Annotated in this window: 20 protein-coding genes; 7 read left to right on the plus strand and 13 right to left on the minus strand. The window is 40.8% G+C overall.

The annotated features are described in order from the left end of the window. Positions 1-85: 85 nt before the first annotated feature. The 6 genes from adhP (at position 86) to serS (ending at position 6,178) form a co-directional block, all read left to right on the plus strand. The gene (gene adhP, locus HMPREF2893_RS04280; RefSeq protein ID WP_003003874.1) at positions 86-1,108 is read left to right on the plus strand and encodes an alcohol dehydrogenase AdhP; all 1,023 of its coding nucleotides are present in this window, start codon (positions 86-88) and stop codon (positions 1,106-1,108) included. A gap of 375 nt (positions 1,109-1,483) precedes the next feature. Next, positions 1,484-2,473, plus strand: coding sequence for a PTS sugar transporter subunit IIB (locus HMPREF2893_RS04285; RefSeq protein ID WP_070664900.1), 990 nt, complete (start codon positions 1,484-1,486; stop codon positions 2,471-2,473). Between the two features lie 27 nt (positions 2,474-2,500). After that, positions 2,501-3,304, plus strand: a complete 804-nt coding sequence (locus HMPREF2893_RS04290) for a PTS mannose/fructose/sorbose transporter subunit IIC (protein ID WP_048789380.1) — start codon at positions 2,501-2,503, stop codon at positions 3,302-3,304. Positions 3,305-3,322: 18 nt separating this feature from the next. Then, complete coding sequence (locus tag HMPREF2893_RS04295) at positions 3,323-4,234, plus strand: PTS system mannose/fructose/sorbose family transporter subunit IID (RefSeq protein WP_031575187.1); 912 nt, start codon at positions 3,323-3,325, stop codon at positions 4,232-4,234. An 80-nt stretch (positions 4,235-4,314) separates the two neighbouring features. Beyond that, the gene (locus HMPREF2893_RS04300; RefSeq protein ID WP_023920226.1) at positions 4,315-4,683 is read left to right on the plus strand and encodes a DUF956 family protein; all 369 of its coding nucleotides are present in this window, start codon (positions 4,315-4,317) and stop codon (positions 4,681-4,683) included. A gap of 217 nt (positions 4,684-4,900) precedes the next feature. Next, a complete protein-coding gene (gene serS / locus HMPREF2893_RS04305; protein WP_003018473.1) occupies positions 4,901-6,178 on the plus strand; it encodes a serine--tRNA ligase in 1,278 nt (425 codons plus the stop codon). Between the two features lie 41 nt (positions 6,179-6,219). On the opposite strand, the gene HMPREF2893_RS04310 is transcribed toward serS, so the two are convergent. The 13 genes from HMPREF2893_RS04310 to HMPREF2893_RS04370 all read right to left on the minus strand — a co-directional run bounded on the left by HMPREF2893_RS04310 (position 6,220) and on the right by HMPREF2893_RS04370 (position 16,888). After that, a complete protein-coding gene (locus HMPREF2893_RS04310) occupies positions 6,220-6,990 on the minus strand; it encodes an acetyl-CoA carboxylase carboxyl transferase subunit alpha (RefSeq protein ID WP_023920222.1) in 771 nt (256 codons plus the stop codon). After that, positions 6,983-7,849, minus strand: a complete 867-nt coding sequence (gene accD, locus HMPREF2893_RS04315) for an acetyl-CoA carboxylase, carboxyltransferase subunit beta (RefSeq protein WP_003003810.1) — start codon at positions 7,847-7,849, stop codon at positions 6,983-6,985. Before accD ends, HMPREF2893_RS04310 begins: the two co-directional genes overlap by 8 nt. Positions 7,850-7,952: 103 nt before the next feature. Further along, the gene (locus HMPREF2893_RS04320; RefSeq protein WP_003003860.1) at positions 7,953-9,317 is read right to left on the minus strand and encodes an acetyl-CoA carboxylase biotin carboxylase subunit; all 1,365 of its coding nucleotides are present in this window, start codon (positions 9,315-9,317) and stop codon (positions 7,953-7,955) included. A gap of 13 nt (positions 9,318-9,330) precedes the next feature. Continuing rightward, the gene (gene fabZ / locus HMPREF2893_RS04325) at positions 9,331-9,756 is read right to left on the minus strand and encodes a 3-hydroxyacyl-ACP dehydratase FabZ (protein ID WP_003004019.1); all 426 of its coding nucleotides are present in this window, start codon (positions 9,754-9,756) and stop codon (positions 9,331-9,333) included. Then, entirely contained in the window at positions 9,753-10,241 is a 489-nt protein-coding gene (gene accB / locus HMPREF2893_RS04330) for an acetyl-CoA carboxylase biotin carboxyl carrier protein (protein ID WP_024056372.1), read from the minus strand. The genes fabZ and accB overlap by 4 nt, the downstream gene beginning before the upstream one ends. A 3-nt stretch (positions 10,242-10,244) precedes the next feature. Beyond that, positions 10,245-11,477, minus strand: a complete 1,233-nt coding sequence (fabF, locus tag HMPREF2893_RS04335) for a beta-ketoacyl-ACP synthase II (protein ID WP_003010454.1) — start codon at positions 11,475-11,477, stop codon at positions 10,245-10,247. A 61-nt stretch (positions 11,478-11,538) separates the two neighbouring features. Then, entirely contained in the window at positions 11,539-12,273 is a 735-nt protein-coding gene (fabG, locus tag HMPREF2893_RS04340) for a 3-oxoacyl-[acyl-carrier-protein] reductase (RefSeq protein WP_070674571.1), read from the minus strand. 12 nt (positions 12,274-12,285) lie between these two features. Continuing rightward, on the minus strand, positions 12,286-13,206 hold the full coding sequence (gene fabD / locus HMPREF2893_RS04345) for an ACP S-malonyltransferase (protein WP_070674574.1): 921 nt from the start codon (positions 13,204-13,206) through the stop codon (positions 12,286-12,288). A gap of 22 nt (positions 13,207-13,228) precedes the next feature. Further along, positions 13,229-14,194, minus strand: coding sequence for an enoyl-[acyl-carrier-protein] reductase FabK (gene fabK, locus HMPREF2893_RS04350; protein ID WP_037608323.1), 966 nt, complete (start codon positions 14,192-14,194; stop codon positions 13,229-13,231). 114 nt (positions 14,195-14,308) lie between these two features. After that, on the minus strand, positions 14,309-14,533 hold the full coding sequence (locus HMPREF2893_RS04355; protein ID WP_003003892.1) for an acyl carrier protein: 225 nt from the start codon (positions 14,531-14,533) through the stop codon (positions 14,309-14,311). 58 nt (positions 14,534-14,591) lie between these two features. Beyond that, complete coding sequence (locus HMPREF2893_RS04360; RefSeq protein WP_049490993.1) at positions 14,592-15,566, minus strand: beta-ketoacyl-ACP synthase III; 975 nt, start codon at positions 15,564-15,566, stop codon at positions 14,592-14,594. After that, on the minus strand, positions 15,566-16,000 hold the full coding sequence (locus tag HMPREF2893_RS04365) for a fatty acid biosynthesis transcriptional regulator FabT (RefSeq protein WP_003003993.1): 435 nt from the start codon (positions 15,998-16,000) through the stop codon (positions 15,566-15,568). Before HMPREF2893_RS04365 ends, HMPREF2893_RS04360 begins: the two co-directional genes overlap by 1 nt. A 96-nt stretch (positions 16,001-16,096) precedes the next feature. Further along, positions 16,097-16,888, minus strand: a complete 792-nt coding sequence (locus HMPREF2893_RS04370; protein ID WP_061591167.1) for a trans-2-decenoyl-ACP isomerase — start codon at positions 16,886-16,888, stop codon at positions 16,097-16,099. Between the two features lie 240 nt (positions 16,889-17,128). Between HMPREF2893_RS04370 and HMPREF2893_RS04375 the strand changes: the two genes are divergently transcribed. Continuing rightward, positions 17,129-18,484 (plus strand): aspartate kinase, encoded by a 1,356-nt coding sequence (locus HMPREF2893_RS04375; protein ID WP_061591166.1) that lies wholly within the window; start codon positions 17,129-17,131, stop codon positions 18,482-18,484. Positions 18,485-18,612: the final 128 nt, after the last annotated feature.

The raw sequence follows: 18,612 nt of genomic DNA on the forward strand, positions 1-18,612 counted from the left end.
AGTTTGTGATATTATTAACATAGTTATTAAAGAAGCGCTTTCAAAAAATGCTAAATCGCTTCTCGTTCACTTAAGGAGGAACAAAATGAAAGCTGTTGTTGTTAATCCAGAAGGTACTGGTGTTGAAATCGTTGCAAACAAAGACATGCGTCCACTTGAAACAGGGGAAGCACTTGTTCAAATCGAATACTGTGGTGTCTGCCACACTGACTTGCACGTTGCTCACGGGGACTTCGGTAAAGTTCCAGGCCGTGTTCTTGGACACGAAGGAATCGGTATTGTTAAAGAAGTTGCTCCAGATGTCAAGAGCCTAAAAGTTGGGGATCGTGTCAGTGTCGCATGGTTCTTCGAAGGATGTGGAACTTGTGAATACTGTACAACTGGTCGTGAAACTCTTTGCCGTACTGTAAAAAATGCTGGTTACTCTGTTGATGGAGGAATGGCTGAACAATGTATCGTTACTGCAGATTACGCAGTGAAAGTACCTGAAGGATTAGATCCAGCCCAAGCTTCTTCTATTACCTGTGCAGGTGTTACAACTTACAAAGCCATCAAAGAAGCCAAAGCTGAACCAGGACAATGGATCGTTATCTATGGAGCTGGTGGACTAGGAAACTTGGCTGTTCAATATGCTAAGAAAGTCTTCAACGCACATGTCATCGCTGTCGATATCAACAATGATAAACTAGAATTGGCGAAAGAAGTTGGTGCAGACTTTGTCATCAACGGTCGCGAAGTTGAAGATGTCCCAGGATTGATCAAAGAAAAAACAAATGGTGGAGCTCACTCTGCTGTCGTAACAGCTGTTTCTAAAGTAGCTTTCAACCAAGCAGTAGATTCTGTTCGTGCAGGTGGCCGCGTGGTCGCAGTTGGTCTTCCTTCTGAAATGATGGACCTCAGCATTGTGAAAACTGTATTAGATGGTATCCAAGTCATTGGTTCTCTTGTAGGAACTCGTAAAGATTTAGAAGAAGCTTTCCAATTTGGTGCAGAAGGCTTGGTCGTTCCTGTCGTTCAAAAACGTCCAGTGGAAGATGCTGTCAAAGTCTTTGACGAAATGGAAGCTGGAACCATTCAAGGACGTATGGTACTTGACTTTACAAACTAAACAACTGAACCTACAGGACTAGCCCAGTTGGGCTAGTCTTTTTGAGTGCTCTCAATCACTCTATTTTACAATTTATTATATATTTATTTTTTATTTTTGCGGATATAGATCGATTGTTGGAATATTTTTATTGAAATTCAAATCCTATGAAACTTACATATCATTGATTTCTTCTGCCATCATCAACTAATAAACAAGAGCCATTCAATAGCATTTAATTTTTATTTACCGATAATTTAATATAATAAATTAATATTTTTACATCGAGATTTTGATAGAAAAATTGACTTAAGTGTGGAAACGATTTATAATAAAGTAGCTTAAAGTTTTCTTAAACTGAAAGTCAAACAAATTTTATAAGGAGGAATGTCAATAATGAGTATTGGTATCATTATTGCTAGCCACGGTGAATTTGCAGCTGGAATCCACCAATCCGGCTCGATGATCTTTGGGGATCAAGAGAAAGTTCAAGTGGTTACGTTCATGCCAAGTGAAGGCCCGGATGATCTCTATGCTAAATTCAATGCAGCTGTTGCCGCATTTGATGCAGAAGATGAAGTCTTGGTTTTGGCTGACCTTTGGAGTGGTTCTCCATTTAACCAAGCAAGTCGCGTCATGGGAGAAAATCCAGATCGTAAATTTGCGATCATTACAGGATTAAACCTTCCGATGTTGATTCAAGCTTATACAGAACGTTTGATGGATGCAAATGCCGGCGTTGATAAAGTCGCTGCAAACATCATTAAGGAAGCAAAAGACGGTGTCAAAGCTCTTCCAGAAGAATTGAATCCTGTTGAAGAAGCTAGTACAGCCACTGCTGCTCCTGTAGCCCAAGCTGCTATTCCAGAAGGAACGGTCATCGGAGATGGAAAACTCAAGATTAACCTTGCCCGCTTAGATACACGTCTTCTTCATGGACAAGTCGCAACTGCTTGGACACCTGATTCAAAAGCCGATCGGATCATTGTTGCTTCAGATTCTGTTGCCAAAGATGAACTCCGTAAGGAATTGATCAAACAAGCGGCACCAAATGGTGTGAAAGCAAACGTTGTCCCAATTCAAAAATTGATCGACGTTGCAAAAGATCCACGTTTTGGAAATACCCATGCTTTGATCTTATTTGAAACACCCCAAGATGCTCTTCGCGCCATCGAAGGTGGTGTTCCGATTAAAACCTTGAACGTTGGTTCAATGGCCCACTCAACTGGTAAAACCATGGTGAACAATGTGTTGTCAATGGATAAAGATGACGTGGCTACATTTGAAAAAATGCGTGATCTTGGAGTAGAATTTGACGTCCGTAAAGTGCCAAATGACTCTAAGAAAGATTTGTTTGACTTAATTAACAAAGCTAACGTTCAATAATCGATTACTTACGAAAGGATTTTAAACATGTCTATTATTTCTATGGTATTAGTGGTCGTTGTTGCCTTCTTAGCAGGTCTTGAAGGTATCCTTGACCAATTCCAATTCCACCAACCCCTTGTTGCTTGTACCTTAATCGGTTTGGTAACAGGTAATTTGACTGCTGGCATTATGCTTGGTGGTTCACTTCAATTTATTGCACTTGGCTGGGCAAACATTGGTGCCGCAGTTGCACCCGATGCTGCCCTTGCATCTGTCGCTGCTGCCATCATCATGGTACTTGGGGGAGACTTCAGTACAAAAGGAATCGCTGTCGCTCAAGGTGTCGCTATTCCACTTGCAGTTGCTGGTCTTTTCTTGACCATGATCGTCCGTACCCTTTCCGTTGGTTTGGTTCACACTGCCGACGCTGCTGCTAGAAAAGGGGATATCAAAGGTGTAGAACGCGCTCACTTTGTGGCCCTTCTTCTTCAAGGTCTTCGTATCGCCATTCCTGCAGCCCTCTTGTTGATGATTCCTGCTGAAACTGTCAAAACTGCTCTTGAACAAATGCCAAAATGGCTCTCTGATGGAATGCAAATCGGTGGTGGTATGGTTGTAGCCGTTGGTTATGCCATGGTTATCAACATGATGGCGAGCCGTGAAGTATGGCCATTCTTTGCCATCGGTTTTGCTCTTGCAGCTGTTAGCCAATTGACCTTGATCGCCCTTGGAGCAATTGGTGTTGCCCTTGCCTTGATCTACCTTACTCTTTCTAAGAAAGGTGGCAATGGAGGTGGCGGAGCCGCTACTTCTAACGATCCAATTGGCGACATTCTCGAAGACTATTAAGAAAGGTGTGACACTATCATGACTGAAAAATTACAATTATCTAAATCAGATCGTCAAAAAGTTTGGTGGCGTTCAACCTTCTTGCAAGGTTCTTGGAACTATGAACGGATGCAAAACTTGGGTTGGGCATACTCATTGATCCCAGCTATCAAAAAACTCTACACAAAGAAAGAAGACCAAGCGGCTGCTCTTGAGCGTCACATGGAATTCTTTAACACTCACCCATACGTTGCCGCTCCTATCATCGGGGTAACGCTTGCTCTTGAAGAAGAAAGAGCAAACGGTGCCGCTATTGACGATGCTGCCATCCAAGGGGTTAAAATTGGTATGATGGGTCCTTTGGCGGGTATCGGAGATCCAGTCTTCTGGTTCACTGTCCGTCCAATTCTTGGGGCTCTTGGTGCATCACTTGCTGCGTCTGGTAATATCCTTGGTCCACTCATCTTCTTTATCGCATGGAATGCGATTCGTATGGCCTTCTTGTGGTACACGCAAGAACTTGGCTACAAAGCAGGTTCTGAAATTACCAAAGATATGTCTGGTGGGATCTTGCAAGACATCACTAAAGGGGCTTCTATCCTTGGGATGTTCATCCTCGCTGTCTTGGTAGAACGTTGGGTATCTATTAAATTCGTCTTCAATGTTTCTTCTGTCAAATTAGACGACAAAGCTTATATCCATTGGGATAAACTTCCTGAAGGTTTCAAAGGAATTCAAGAAGCCTTCGCTCAAGTTGGTTCAGGCCTATCTCAAACACCTGAAAAAGTTACGACTTTCCAACAAAACTTGGATTCATTGATTCCTGGTTTGATGGGATTGCTTCTTACTTTTGCTTGTATGTGGTTGCTGAAGAAAAAAGTATCTCCAATCACCATCATCATCGCTCTCTTTGTAATCGGTGTATTAGCACACGTTGCGGGCTTGATGTAAGCAAAGATCAACAAAAAAGAAGGTTTCGGCCTTCTTTTTATTATGATATAATGGAGTGAACAGCAATACAGGAGGATCTCATGGCTCAATCATTGAATAAAACCGTTGAATTCCATACTACAGGGGTTTCTTACCTTGGAGTGGGGGGAAAGGTTGGAAAAATCCTAGTCGGGAATGCCGCTTTTGAATTTTATGCGGATGCAAATGTAGAAGACTACATCCAAATTCCCTGGCAAGAAATCGAGCGAATCGGAGCCAATGTATCCGGACGTAAAATTAGCCGCCATTTTGAAATCTATACCAGAGAATCAAAATTTCTCTTTGCTTCAAAAGACTCTGGAAAAATTTTAAAGATTGCTCGGGAACATCTAGGAAATGATAAAATTGTCAAACTTCCTACGTTGATCCAAATCATCACGGCTAAAATTAAAAATCTATTTGCAAAATAGGATCTTTTCTTGTATAATAGACGCAAACGGATAAGTAAGTTAAGAGGTTCTTTCAGAAAGTCTGCGGTTGCTGCGAGCAGATAGAAATCTTAATTGAAATTCTACCGTTTCTTTAAAATAAAATATCGAATCAAGTGCACACCTGTGAAGTTGGATGGAACCGTGGCTCTGCCACTCCAACACTGTAACAGGTGTGTTTTTTGTTAAAGGAGAAGCTATGTTAGATATTAAACGGATTCGTACAGACTTTGATGCGGTTGCTAAAAAATTGGCAACACGTGGCGTAGATGCAGCTATTTTGAATGAAATGAAAGAAATCGATGCCAAACGTCGAGATATCTTAGTCAAAGTAGAAAATCTCAAAGCAGAGCGTAATACTGTATCTGCTGAAATCGCACAAGCTAAGCGCAACAAGGAAAATGCAGATGATAAGATTGCTGCCATGCAAACCCTCTCTGCAGAAGTCAAAGCATTGGATACAGAATTGGCTGAAATCGATGCCAAATTAACTGAATTCACTACTACCCTTCCAAATATCCCAGCTGATAGTGTCCCTGTTGGAGCAGATGAGGATGACAACGTTGAGGTTCGTCGTTGGGGAACACCGCGCGAATTTGGATTCGAACCAAAAGCTCACTGGGATTTAGGAGAAGACCTTGATATCCTTGACTGGGAACGCGGGGCTAAAGTCACTGGTGCTCGTTTCCTCTTCTACAAAGGACTTGGAGCTCGCTTAGAACGCGCTATCTACAACTTCATGTTGGATGAACATGGCAAGGAAGGCTACACTGAAGTCATCCCTCCTTACATGGTCAACCATGATTCTATGTTTGGTACTGGTCAATATCCAAAATTCAAGGAAGATACTTTTGAACTTAGCGATACCAATTATGTCCTCATTCCAACAGCTGAAGTTCCTTTGACAAACTACTATCGCGATGAAATTCTTGATGGGAAAGATCTTCCAATCTACTTCACCGCTATGAGTCCATCTTTCCGTTCAGAAGCTGGTTCAGCCGGTCGTGATACCCGTGGCTTGATCCGTTTGCACCAATTCCATAAGGTTGAAATGGTGAAATTTGCCAAACCAGAAGAATCATATGATGAATTGGAAAAAATGGTTGTCAATGCTGAAAATATCCTTCAAAAACTCAACCTTCCATACCGTGTAGTAGCTCTCTCAACAGGAGACATGGGCTTCTCAGCTGCCAAGACTTATGACTTGGAAGTATGGATTCCAGCGCAAAACACCTACCGTGAAATCTCAAGCTGTTCCAATACAGAAGATTTCCAAGCTCGCCGCGCGCAAATCCGCTACCGTGATGAAGCAGATGGTAAAGTAAAACTTCTTCACACTTTGAATGGTTCTGGATTGGCTGTTGGACGTACCGTCGCTGCTATTCTTGAAAACTATCAAAACGAAGATGGTTCTGTAACCATTCCAGAAGTCCTTCGTCCATATATGGGTGGCGCTGAAGTCATCGCACCAAAATAAAGTTTAAAAAAACTGAGACTTGCAAGTGCAAGCTCAGTTTTTTAATATTTACGAAAACGTTGGTAGCGTTGCTCCAAAAGATCTTCGAGAGGTAAGGCTTGTAAAACCTTTAACTCTTCCTGTAATTCCTTCTTCACTTGAGCCAGTAGTTCTCCATTTGAAAATCCATGCTCCGGAATCACCTTGTCCACAATTTCCATATTTAACAATTCGTGAGAAGTAATCTTCATCAACTCTGCTGCTTCCATGGCACGACTTCCATCTTTCCAAAGAATAGAGGCAAAACCTTCTGGACTCAAGACTGCATAGATGGAGTTCTCAAGCATCCAGACCTTATCTGCTACAGCAAGAGCCAAGGCACCACCAGAACCACCTTCTCCGATGATAATCGCAATAATTGGAACTTTTAAATCACTCATTTCCATGAGGTTGCGGGCAATGGCTTCACCTTGTCCTCGTTCTTCAGCACCAACACCAGGATAAGCACCCGCTGTATTGATAAAGGTCACAACTGGACGGCCAAATTTCTCTGCTTGCTTCATGAGGCGCAGAGCTTTTCGATAGCCTTCTGGATGGGGTTGCCCAAAATTACGTTTTAGATTATCCTGAAGATTTTTTCCTTTTTGGATTCCAACGACTGTAACCGTTTGATCGCCTAAGCGTCCAATCCCACCAATCACCGCACCATCATCACGGAAGTTTCGATCTCCATGTAATTCGATAAAATCATCAAAAATTCCTTGAGCGAAATCAAGAGCAGTCAATCTTCCTTGGTCACGTGCCTCTTTAATAATCTGTGTTATTTTACTCATGTTTACCTCCATGAAGGGCCAATAATTGTCCAACTGTTGCTCGGATTTGGCTTCTCTCCACGATCAAGTCTACAAATCCATGTTCTTGTAGAAATTCTGCTTTTTGGAAATCATCTGGCAATTTTTCACGTACAGTTGATTCGATCACGCGTCGACCAGCAAACCCGACCAAGGCTTGACTCTCTGCCATGATAATATCACCTTCCATAGCAAATGAGGCTGTCACCCCACCAGTTGTCGGATCTGTCAATACCGTCAAATAGAATAATTTTTCTTTAGAATGACGTTGAACAGCCGCAGAAATTTTTGCCATTTGCATCAAACTCACGATTCCTTCTTGCATCCGAGCGCCACCGGAAGCGGTAAAGAGAACAACTGGCAATTTTTCTTTTGTCGCAAATTCAAATAAACGAGTAATTTTTTCACCTACTACAGAACCCATTGAAGCCATGATAAAGTTGGAATCCATGATCCCAAGCGCAACTTTTTGTCCTTTAATCAAGGCAGTTCCAGTCAGAACAGCTTCATCCAGTCCTGTCATTTCCCGCACTGCTGCTAGTTTCTTCTTATAATTTGGGAAATTCAAAGGATCTGTTGTTTCGATTCCTGTAAACATTTCTTCAAAGCTAGCCGGATCCACTGTCAGCGCCAAGCGTTCTTTAGCAGAAATACGGAAGGTATAGCCACAATTCGGGCAGACACGCTCACTACCTAAATCCTTTTGGTAAATGGTATGTTTACAACCTGGGCATTGTGAAAATAGTTCATCAGGAACTTCAGGTTTTGGCTGAGGCTCCTTCCAGGCTGACCTATTCGGGTTGATCCGAATATATTTATCTTTTTTAGAAAATAATGCCATTACTTACTCCTTATAATATGCTACAGTATCTGAAGCATTACTATAAAAGCCTGAAACTGTGAAGATGATGTTCATACTTCCCTCACAAGTCCAGGCTTTTTCATCATTCCTTATTATAATTTGGAAGGAATTGTTCCATCAAAAATGCAGTGTCATAATCACCAGCGATCACATGTGAATCTGAAATCAAATCCAACTGGAAACTACTATTGGTTGTGACACCATCGATTTCCAACTCATAAAGAGCACGCTGCATTTTCATCAGTGCATCAAAGCGATTTTCACCATGAACAATGATCTTGGCAATCATACTATCATAGTATGGCGGAATCGTATAACCAGGATACACAGCAGAATCCACACGCAAGCCAACCCCACCACTTGGAAGATAGAGATTAGTGATCTTACCTGGGCTTGGTGCAAAGTTAAAGGAAGGATTTTCCGCATTGATCCGGCATTCAATCGCATGACCTTTAATGACAATATCCTCTTGAGTAACGGATAATTCTTGTCCAGCTGCGATTTTAATCTGTTCCTTAACGATATCAACTCCTGTTACAAATTCCGTGACAGGATGCTCTACTTGCACACGGGTATTCATTTCCATAAAGTAGAACTCACCCTTACCTTCATCATACAAGAATTCAATCGTTCCAGCATTCTCGTACCCAACAGATTCAGCTGCACGAACAGCTGCAGAACCAATTTGATTACGAAGAGTTTTTCCGATAGCAATTGAAGGGGATTCTTCTAAAACTTTTTGGTTATTTCGTTGAAGAGAGCAATCGCGTTCACCTAAGTGAATGACATGTCCATGCTGATCAGCTAAAATCTGTACTTCAATGTGGCGCGCCGGATAAATCACCCGCTCCATATACATGGCACCATTCCCAAAAGCAGCTTGAGCTTCTGAGGAAGCAGATTCAAAAGCAGCAACCAAATCTTCTGGTTTTTCAACCTTCCGAATTCCCTTACCACCGCCTCCTGCAGATGCTTTCAACATCACAGGGTAACCAATACGTTCTGCAATCTCGAGGGCTTCTTCAGCAGTATACACTTCACCATCTGATCCAGGAATAACAGGCACTCCTGCTTTGATCATCTGTTTACGAGCATTAATCTTATCCCCCATCAAATCCATGACTTTAGCAGAAGGACCAATAAATTTAATGCCCACTTCCTCACACATGGTCGCAAATTTTGAGTTTTCACTTAAAAATCCAAAACCAGGGTGAATAGCTTCTGCACCTGTTAAAACAGCCGCAGACAAGACAGCACTCATATTCAAATAAGATTCTGTTGATTTAGCAGGTCCAATACAGACTGCTTCATCCGCTAGTAAGGTATGCAAGGCTTCTTTATCAGCAGTAGAATACACCGCAACCGTCTCGATGCCAAGTTCACGAGCCGCACGAATAATGCGCACTGCAATCTCACCACGATTGGCGATTAAGATCTTACGAAACATAGATAGGCCTTTCTTAATTTCCAATTGCAAAAGTAAGTGTTCCTGAAGCTGCAAGCTTACCGTCTACCTCTGCTTTCGCTTCAACAACAGCAATGGTTCCACGACGTTTGACAAAAGTAGCTGTCATCACCAGTTGATCTCCTGGAACGACTTGTTTTTTAAACTTCACCTTGTCCATCCCTGCATAAAAGACTAATTTCCCTTTATTTTCAGGTTTTGACAACTCTAGTACACCTGCTGTTTGTGCCAAAGCTTCCATGATGAGAACACCTGGCATAACAGGATATTGTGGAAAATGTCCATTAAAAAATGGTTCATTAATTGTCACGTTTTTAATGGCAACAATCGTATCTTCGCTTGTTTCTAAAACGCGATCCACCAAAAGCATTGGGTAACGATGCGGCAAAGCCTCACGAATAGCATTAATATCAATTGTCATTTGATTCGAACCAATCCTTTTCCAAATTCAACCATTTCTTCATTCGTTACCAAAATTTCAGTGACTACCCCATCTTTTGGTGCTGGGACTTCATTCATCACTTTCATGGCTTCGATAATCAAGAGTGTTTGACCCTTAGTAACTTTGTCTCCTACAGATACAAAGGCTGGTTTATCCGGTGCTGGCGACAAGTAAGCCACCCCAACCAATGGACTTTCAACCACATCACCTTCTGCAGCCTGAGCTGGAGCAGCAACTGGTTCAGCCGCTACAGCTGGAGTTGCTGGTGCTTCAACAACAGGGGCTACTACAGGAGTTTGAGGAGTTGCTACCACTTCAACTGCAGGAGCAACCGGTGTAGATGCAACTGAACTCGTTTGGTTTTTACTCAAATTCAATTCTTCGCCATTATTTTTATATGAGAATTCACGCAAAGTTGACGCATCAAATTGAGCCAACAAATCTTTGATTTCAGAAATATTCATGAATTAACCCTCCCAACGTTTAAAGGCCAGAACAGCATTGTGTCCTCCAAAACCAAAGGTATTTGAGATAGCGTACTGAATATCCGCTTCTTGACCTTCACCATAAACAACGTTTGCTTCGATATAGTCAGACAATTCTTTAGTACCAGCAGTTTTTGGTACAAAGCTGTGACGAATCGCTTCGATAGTAGCAATCGCTTCAACTGCACCAGCAGCACCTAACAAGTGTCCTGTAAATGATTTAGTAGATGATACAGGAACTTCTTTACCAAGTACAGAAACAATAGCTCCGCTTTCACCTTTCTCATTGGCAGGTGTAGATGTACCATGCGCATTGACATAATCGACATCTTCAGGCTTGATACCCGCTTCATTGATCGCTAATTTAATCGCTTTGGCCGCACCTGAACCATCTGGTGTTGGTGTTGTCATATGGTAAGCATCACAGTTTGAACCGTAACCAACAATTTCAGCCAAAATATTAGCACCACGTTTTTGAGCATGTTCCAAACTTTCGATGACAAGAACCCCTGCACCTTCACCCATCACAAAACCATTGCGGTCTTTGTCAAATGGAATAGAGGAACGTTCTGGGTCTTCCGTTGTTGAAAGGGCCGTAAGAGCATTGAAACCACCGATACCAATCTTAGTAATCGAAGCTTCAGCACCACCTGCCAAAACAACATCATGCATACCAAATTTAATCTCACGGAAAGCTTCACCAATTGCATCATTAGCAGAAGCACAAGCTGTTGTCACGGATTTACATACCCCTTGAGCCCCAATCTTAAGTGCGATGTTTCCAGCACCCATGTTTGAAAGAGCTTTTGGAATAAACATTGGTTGGATTCTCTTCATCCCACGTTCATGCATCCGGATAATTTGATCTTCCAATTCTTGTAAACCACCGATACCAGATGATACAATCACACCTACACGATCGCGGTCTTCTTCTTCCATGTTCAAGCCTGAATTTTCAATAGCTTCCATCGCAGCATAGATTGCATACAATGAGTAAGTATCCATACGATTTTGATCTTTTTTCACGAAATATTTATCGAATGGGAAATCTTGAATTTCACCAGCATTAAAGACTGGAATTTCAGAAGCATCAAATTTCGTAATGGGCTTGATTCCAATTTTTCCTTCATGAAGGCTATTCCAGAACTCCTCTGGTGTATTTCCGATTGGTGAGGTTACACCGTAACCTGTAACAACAACACGATTTGTAGACATATATATTCTCCTTTTGTCGGATGGATATTTAAGTAAGTGATTTTCGATCAGTGAGCATTCATTATTGCATAGTCATTCCGCCATCAATGGCAATTGTTTGACCAGTTAAATATTCTTGACCTGCCAAGAAAGCCGCAACTTCTGCCACTTCTTCAGCTTGACCAATTCGTTTCATTGGCACTTGCGCTAGCATGGCGTCTTTCATTTTCTCTGGAATAGCGTCTGTCATATCTGATTCAATAAAACCAGGTGCAATGGCATTCACACGAACCCCACGAGCCGCAATTTCACGCGCAACGGATTTGGTAAAACCAATCAATCCAGCTTTTGAAGCTGCATAGTTCGCTTGACCAATATTCCCCATTAGACCAACAACAGAAGACATGTTGATAATGGCACCTTGACGAGCCTTAGACATAGGTTTTAAGACAGCTTGAGTCATATTAAAGGCACCGGTCAAATTGATTTTCAAGACCCGTTCAAAATCTTCTTCAGTCATTTTCAACATCAACTTGTCGTTTGTGATGCCAGCGTTATTTACCAAAACATCAACACTTCCAAGCTTTTCAATTGCTTCAGCCACCATACGTTGCGCATCTTCGCCATTGGAAATATCCCCAGAAATACCAACAACAGTCACACCATAGTCAGCAAACTGTGCAAGCAAGTCCTCAGAAATTTCAGAACGTCCATTTAGGACAACATTGGTACCGAGACTCGCAAATTTATGAGCCACAGCTAATCCAATTCCGCGTGTTGAACCTGTTACAAAAACATTTTTATTTTTAAGTTCCATCTTTACCTCGTTTTAAGCATTCAGAAGTGCATCTAGACTAGCCTGATCTTCGACGTTATGAGTTGGAAGAGTTTTATCAATTTTCTTCAAGAAACCTGACAAGACTTTTCCAGGTCCGATCTCGATGACCTCATCTACACCAAAGTCTTGAATCGTAGCAATTGAATCATAGAAACGAACCGGTTCTTTTACTTGACGGGCCAAAAGTGCTTTCACATCTTCTGACTTCATGATCGTAGCTTCTGTATTCCCAATTAAAGGAAGATCAAAATCATTAAATGATACTTTTTCTAGTTCAGCCGCCAATTTTTGACTAGCAGATTCCAGTAAGGCTGTGTGGAATGGACCTGACACATTCAAAGGGATCAAGCGTTTGGCACCTGCTTCCTGCAATAGTTCCACAGCATAGTCCACAGCCGCAACCTCACCACCAATCACAATTTGTGCTGGCGTATTGTAGTTAGCTGGTGTTACTACACCCTTTTCGGATGCTTGTTGACAAATCTCCTCGATCAAACTTGGATCTGTATTCATAACAGCAACCATTTTCCCACTTCCAGCGGGAGCTGCCGTTTCCATGAATTCACCTCGTTTCGCAACCAAAGCTACTGCATCTTCAAACGAAAGAGCTCCAGCCGCAACCAGGGCAGAATATTCCCCCAAAGAGAGACCGGCAACAATATCAGGAGTGATACCATTTTCTACTAAGAGACGATAAATGGCTACTGACGTTGTCAAAATAGCTGGTTGAGTATAGCGTGTCTGATTCAGTTTTTCTTCGTTAGAATCAATCAATTCACGCAAATCATAGCCTAGAATACGACTAGCCGTATCAAATGTCTCTTTAACAACGGGATAAGCCGCATACAAATCGCTCGCCATGCCCAATTTCTGAGCCCCTTGACCAGCAAATAAGAACGCACGTTTTGTCACTATCCTAATCCTTTCGACGTTTTTAGACGTTTACATCTGCCCAACGAGCAGCTTCTTCTTTAATCACCTTGGCAGCACCTGTGTAAAGGTCTTCCAAGATTTCTGCACATGTTTCTTCTTTACGAACAAGACCTGCAATTTGTCCAGCCATAACTGAACCATATTCCACATCTCCATCAACAACAGCGTTACGAAGGGCACCTGCACCAAGCTCTTCAATTTCCTCTTGAGTCTTCTTACCAGCCAAGAAATCTTTTTCAGCTTGGTTATATTCTGTAGCCAATTTATTCTTAATCGCACGAACTGGGTGTCCAACAACTGAGGCTGAAATAACAGTATCAATATCTTTAGCCTTCAAAATCTTATCTTTGAAGTTTTGGTGTGCATTAGATTCCTTAGCAACAGCGAAACGAGTACCAACCTGAACAGCTTCTGCTCCAAGCATAAGAACAGCAGCCATACCACGTCCATCTGCAACACCACCAGCACCAATAACTGGGATAGATACCGCATCCGCAACCTGGCGAACAAGTGCCATGGTTGTCAATTTACCAATGTGACCACCAGCTTCCATACCTTCTGCGACAACAGCATCAGCTCCAAGTTTTTCCATACGTTTAGCAAGTGCTACCGATGGAATAACTGGGATTACTGTAATTCCAGCTTCGTGGAAACGCTCCATATATTTACCTGGGTTTCCGGCACCTGTTGTAACAACCTTAACACCCTCTTCGATAACGAGGTCGACGATGTCATCTGCAAATGGTGACAAAAGCATGATATTAACACCGAATGGTTTGTCAGTGATTTGTTTTACTCTATCAATATTAGCTTTTACCACTTCTTTAGGGGCATTACCACCACCAATAATTCCGAGTCCACCAGCATTTGAAACGGCTCCAGCCAAGTCTCCATCAGCAACCCAGGCCATACCACCTTGGAAGATTGGATATTTAATATTCAATAGTTCAGTAATTCGTGTTTGCATTATACCTACCTCTTTTTTCGCTTAAGTAATAGTTTGAGTTTAAAAGATTGTTTCTTTGAGCCTCAAACTATTACCTAAACAAGAGAGAATATCTTTCGATACTCTCATCTATCATTATTTTGTTTTTTCTTCTACGTAAGCGACAAGGTCACCAACTGTAGACAATCCTTCTTCAGTTTCGATTTGGATGTCAAAAGCATCTTCAATTTCAGAGATCACTTGGAACAAATCCAATGAATCAGCTTCTAAATCTTCGAATGTAGATTCAAGAGTTACTTCTGATGGTTCTTTACCAAGTTCTTCAACGATAATTTCTTGTACTTTTTCAAATACTGCCATGATAGGCCTCCTTAAAAAATAATATATAAATTTTTAAAATGTGTTTCCACATGTTTAACTAGATTGTAACAAGAAGTGTGCCCCATGTCAAACCTCCACCGAATCCTGTCAGAAGAATTTTTTGACTTCCATCCATCTTGATTCGATGATTCTCGACACACTCCGATAATAGAATGGGGATACTAGCAGCACTAGTGTTCCCATATTCCATCATATTTGCTGGGATTTTCTCTCTAGAGACACCCAGTTTTTTTGACATCTTATCTAACATTCGGTCATTCGCCTGGTGTAACAGAAAATAGTCAATCTCTTCTGCTTCCATAGAGGCGTCTGCTATAATTTTTTGAATACTTTTCGTGACATCACGAATGGCAAAATCAAAAACTGCCCGTCCATCCATTGTCAGATATCTTCGATCGGAAACTTCATCTGAATAAGGGGAAGACAGCCCCAAATAGCAAGACTCAAGACTAGCACCTCGGCTACCATCTGTAAAAAGATTCTCAGCCAAAAACGATTTTTGATCGCTTGCTTCAAGCAAGACACCACCAGCTCCATCTCCAAAAAGGACTGAAGTGGAACGGTCTGACCAGTCTAATACTTTTGAAAGCGTCTCACTACCGATCACAATTCCTCGCCGGTACATACCTGAAGAAATGTATTTTTCAGCAGTGGCTAATGCAAATACAAATCCGCTACATGCTGCAGTCAGATCAAAGGCAAAAGCTCGAGAAGCTCCAATATTAGCTTGTACCCGGGCTGCAGTTGATGGCATTAAGCTGTCTGGAGTAATCGTAGCAACAACGATGAAATCAATTTCCTCAGCATCTAAGTTTGCTTTTGCTAATAATCTTTGTGCAACAATTGTTGCTAGATCACTTGTCGTCTCATCTTTTGAAATGTGACGCCGAAGGATACCTGTCCGACTACTGATCCATTCATCACTTGTATCCATGATCTCAGCCAAATCATCATTTGATACGACTTGGTCAGGTGCATAATGAGCAACTTGACTAATTTTAGCAAAGACCATTATTTAATTTCCTCCAAGAAACGATACAGATTTTGCAATCCTTTTTGCATCACTTTCTTCTCTTCGGGACTCATATCTCCAATAATCTGGTTGACCATCCGTTTATGGAATTGCTGATGAAGACGATAAAGTAGACGACCGTTCTTCGTTAAACTCAAGTGTACAACCCGGCGATCAACTTCCGATCTTCTTCTTTCGATATACCCTTTGCGCTCAAGATTATTCAAACTTGTCGTGACAGTCCCCAAAGTCACCATCAACTCCCGTGAAATATCACTCGGGGTTGCATTCGGTGTCGAACCAATCACATCGATCGTATGCATTTCTTTAATAGAAACATCTTTGAATCGACTTGCTCTTAGACTCGACTCCTCAATAACCAAAACATTATTAAAGATGGATGTTAAATAGTCGTTAACTAATTGGTAATTCAAAACTCCACCTCCTAATTTTACTTTGATAGTCAAATTTTATCAAAAATGAAAATAATTTGCAAGCATTTTTTCACAAAATATAGAAAAATTACAAATTTATTTTCCTTTAAATTGTGGCCGACGTTTCTCAGAGTAGGCAATAACCCCTTCCTTGAAATCTTCTGTAAATGCTAGTTTCTTTTGCAAATCCAATTCAAGACCCGCATATTGGTCCCATTCTTTCAAGAATGCTTCCCAAACCATTTCTTTCATGGCAGCATAAGAATTTGAAGATCCTCTTCTTAATTTTTTAAGCAATTGCTCAACTGTTTTATCGAGTCTTTCAGATTCACAAACACGATAAGCTAGGCCATAATCAAATGCCTTTTCAGCAGTCAAGGCTTCACCCGTCATTACTAAATGAGTAGCCCGAGACATGCCAATGGCTTTTCCTAACAAGAATAAGCCACCCGCATCCGGTGCTAAACCAACCCCAACAAAGGCTTGGATAAATTTAGTCCGATCACTAATAATACAAAAATCAACAGCTACTGAAATGTTAGCAGCTGCTCCAGCAACCGCTCCATCTGCCACCATAATAACCGGTTTTGGCAATTGCTTGATTTTCTTTGAAATCGTATTAACTAATTCGGCAATTAAAACAAGAGACTCGATGTCATCCGCATCGACTGCGCGTTTCATTTCGCTCAAATCTCCACCAACTGAAAAGATTTTCCCTTCTGCTGATAGAATAATGAATTTTACTTCCTCATTTTTTTCTGCATCTTCCAGGGCAGCTAAAATTTCCTGACACATTGGAATGTTAAAACCATTGGATACTTCAGGACGATTTAAAGAGATTGTCGCGAGGTCGTTTTCGACAGAATACAAAATTGTTTCAAACATCACTGACTCCTTTTATTTAAATATAAAATATTTTGATATTAAAACTTTTGAATTATAACATATCATACCACAAAAAAGTAAAATAGTAAAATATATCTATAAGATGTAACAAAATTGTAAAATTTGAATAATTACAATTTCTCTCCTCTACAGAATCAATTATTTTATGCCCTATCTGAAAATACATTGTATCAATAACTGAACTTTGGTATAATGTATTAATGAAACTATTAAGGAGAAAATATGAAAGTAACTAAATTCGGTGGAAGTTCTCTAGCATCAGCTTCTCAATTAAAAAAAGTACTTGATATCATTAAAGATGATCCAGAAAGAAGATTTGTAGTTGTATCAGCTCCAGGCAAACGCAACGCTGAAGATACAAAAGTAACAGATGCTCTGATCCGCTATTATAAAGAATTTACTTCAGATAAGGATGTCACACAAACACAACAGTGGATTATTGAACGTTATCGTGCCATTACAGAAGAATTGGGTCTCAAAGAGTCTATTATTCAAGAAATTGCAGAAGATATCTATGATTTAACAAATTTACCTAAAAAAGGGAATCCATTCACATACGATGCATTCCTAGCAGCAGGCGAAAATAACAATGCTAAACTCATTGCTGCTTATTTCAATCAAAATGGATTAGAAGCAAGATATATCCATCCAAAAGAAGCAGGAATTACGGTCACTGCTGAACCTTCCAACGCTCGTATTTTACCATCTAGTTACGATAAAATTGAAGAACTAAAAGATTCAAGTGAAGTGATTGTCATTCCAGGTTTCTTTGGTGTTACTCAGGATGGCGACATTTGTACATTTTCTCGTGGAGGATCTGATATTACAGGATCAATCATTGCAGCAGGTGTAAAAGCAGACTTATACGAAAACTTTACAGATGTAAATGGTATTTTTTCGGCACATCCAGGTATCATTAAACACCCACATTCTATTCCTGAATTAACCTACAAAGAAATGCGTGAATTGGCCTATGCTGGTTTTTCAGTCTTGCATGATGAAGCACTCGTTCCAGCATACAGAGGTAAAATTCCATTAGTTATTAAAAATACAAATAATCCAGACCACCCTGGAACCCGCATTGTTTTGGAACATTCAAATGATCATGTGACTGTTGTAGGAATTGCAGGTGATTCAGGATTCGTTAGCATTAACACTACAAAATACCTTATGAACCGTGAAGTCGGTTTTGGTCGAAAAGTTCTCCAAATTTTAGAAGATCTCAATATTAGTTGGGAGCATATGCCAACAGGAATCGATGACTTATCCATCATTTTGCGTTCACGTGAACTAACTCCAATCAAAGAACAAGAAATTTTAAAACAATTAACGCAAAAGCTAGAAGTTGACACAGCCGAAATTGAACATGATCTTTCCATCATTATGATTGTTGGTGAGAAAATGAAGAGTCAAGTGGGGGTTACCGCCACTGCAGCCAAAGCACTATCAGAAAATGAAGTGAATATTCAAATGATCTCGCAAGGTTCTAGTGAAGTTTCCATTATGTTCGTTGTAAGTAAAGATCAAGAAGAAAAAGCAATTAAAGCCTTATATCAAGCATTTTTCCCAAATAACTAAATAGAGAAAAGCTCCGTTAACTAAACGGAGCTTTAATTAACATTAAAATGAAAAGTAAAAAAGAGATCAATTACCTGATCTCTTTTTTTCTATACTCCGCCAGTAGGACTCGAACCTACGACATCATG

It is taken from the genome of Streptococcus sp. HMSC072C09, from assembly GCF_001813105.1.
Classification (GTDB): domain Bacteria; phylum Bacillota; class Bacilli; order Lactobacillales; family Streptococcaceae; genus Streptococcus.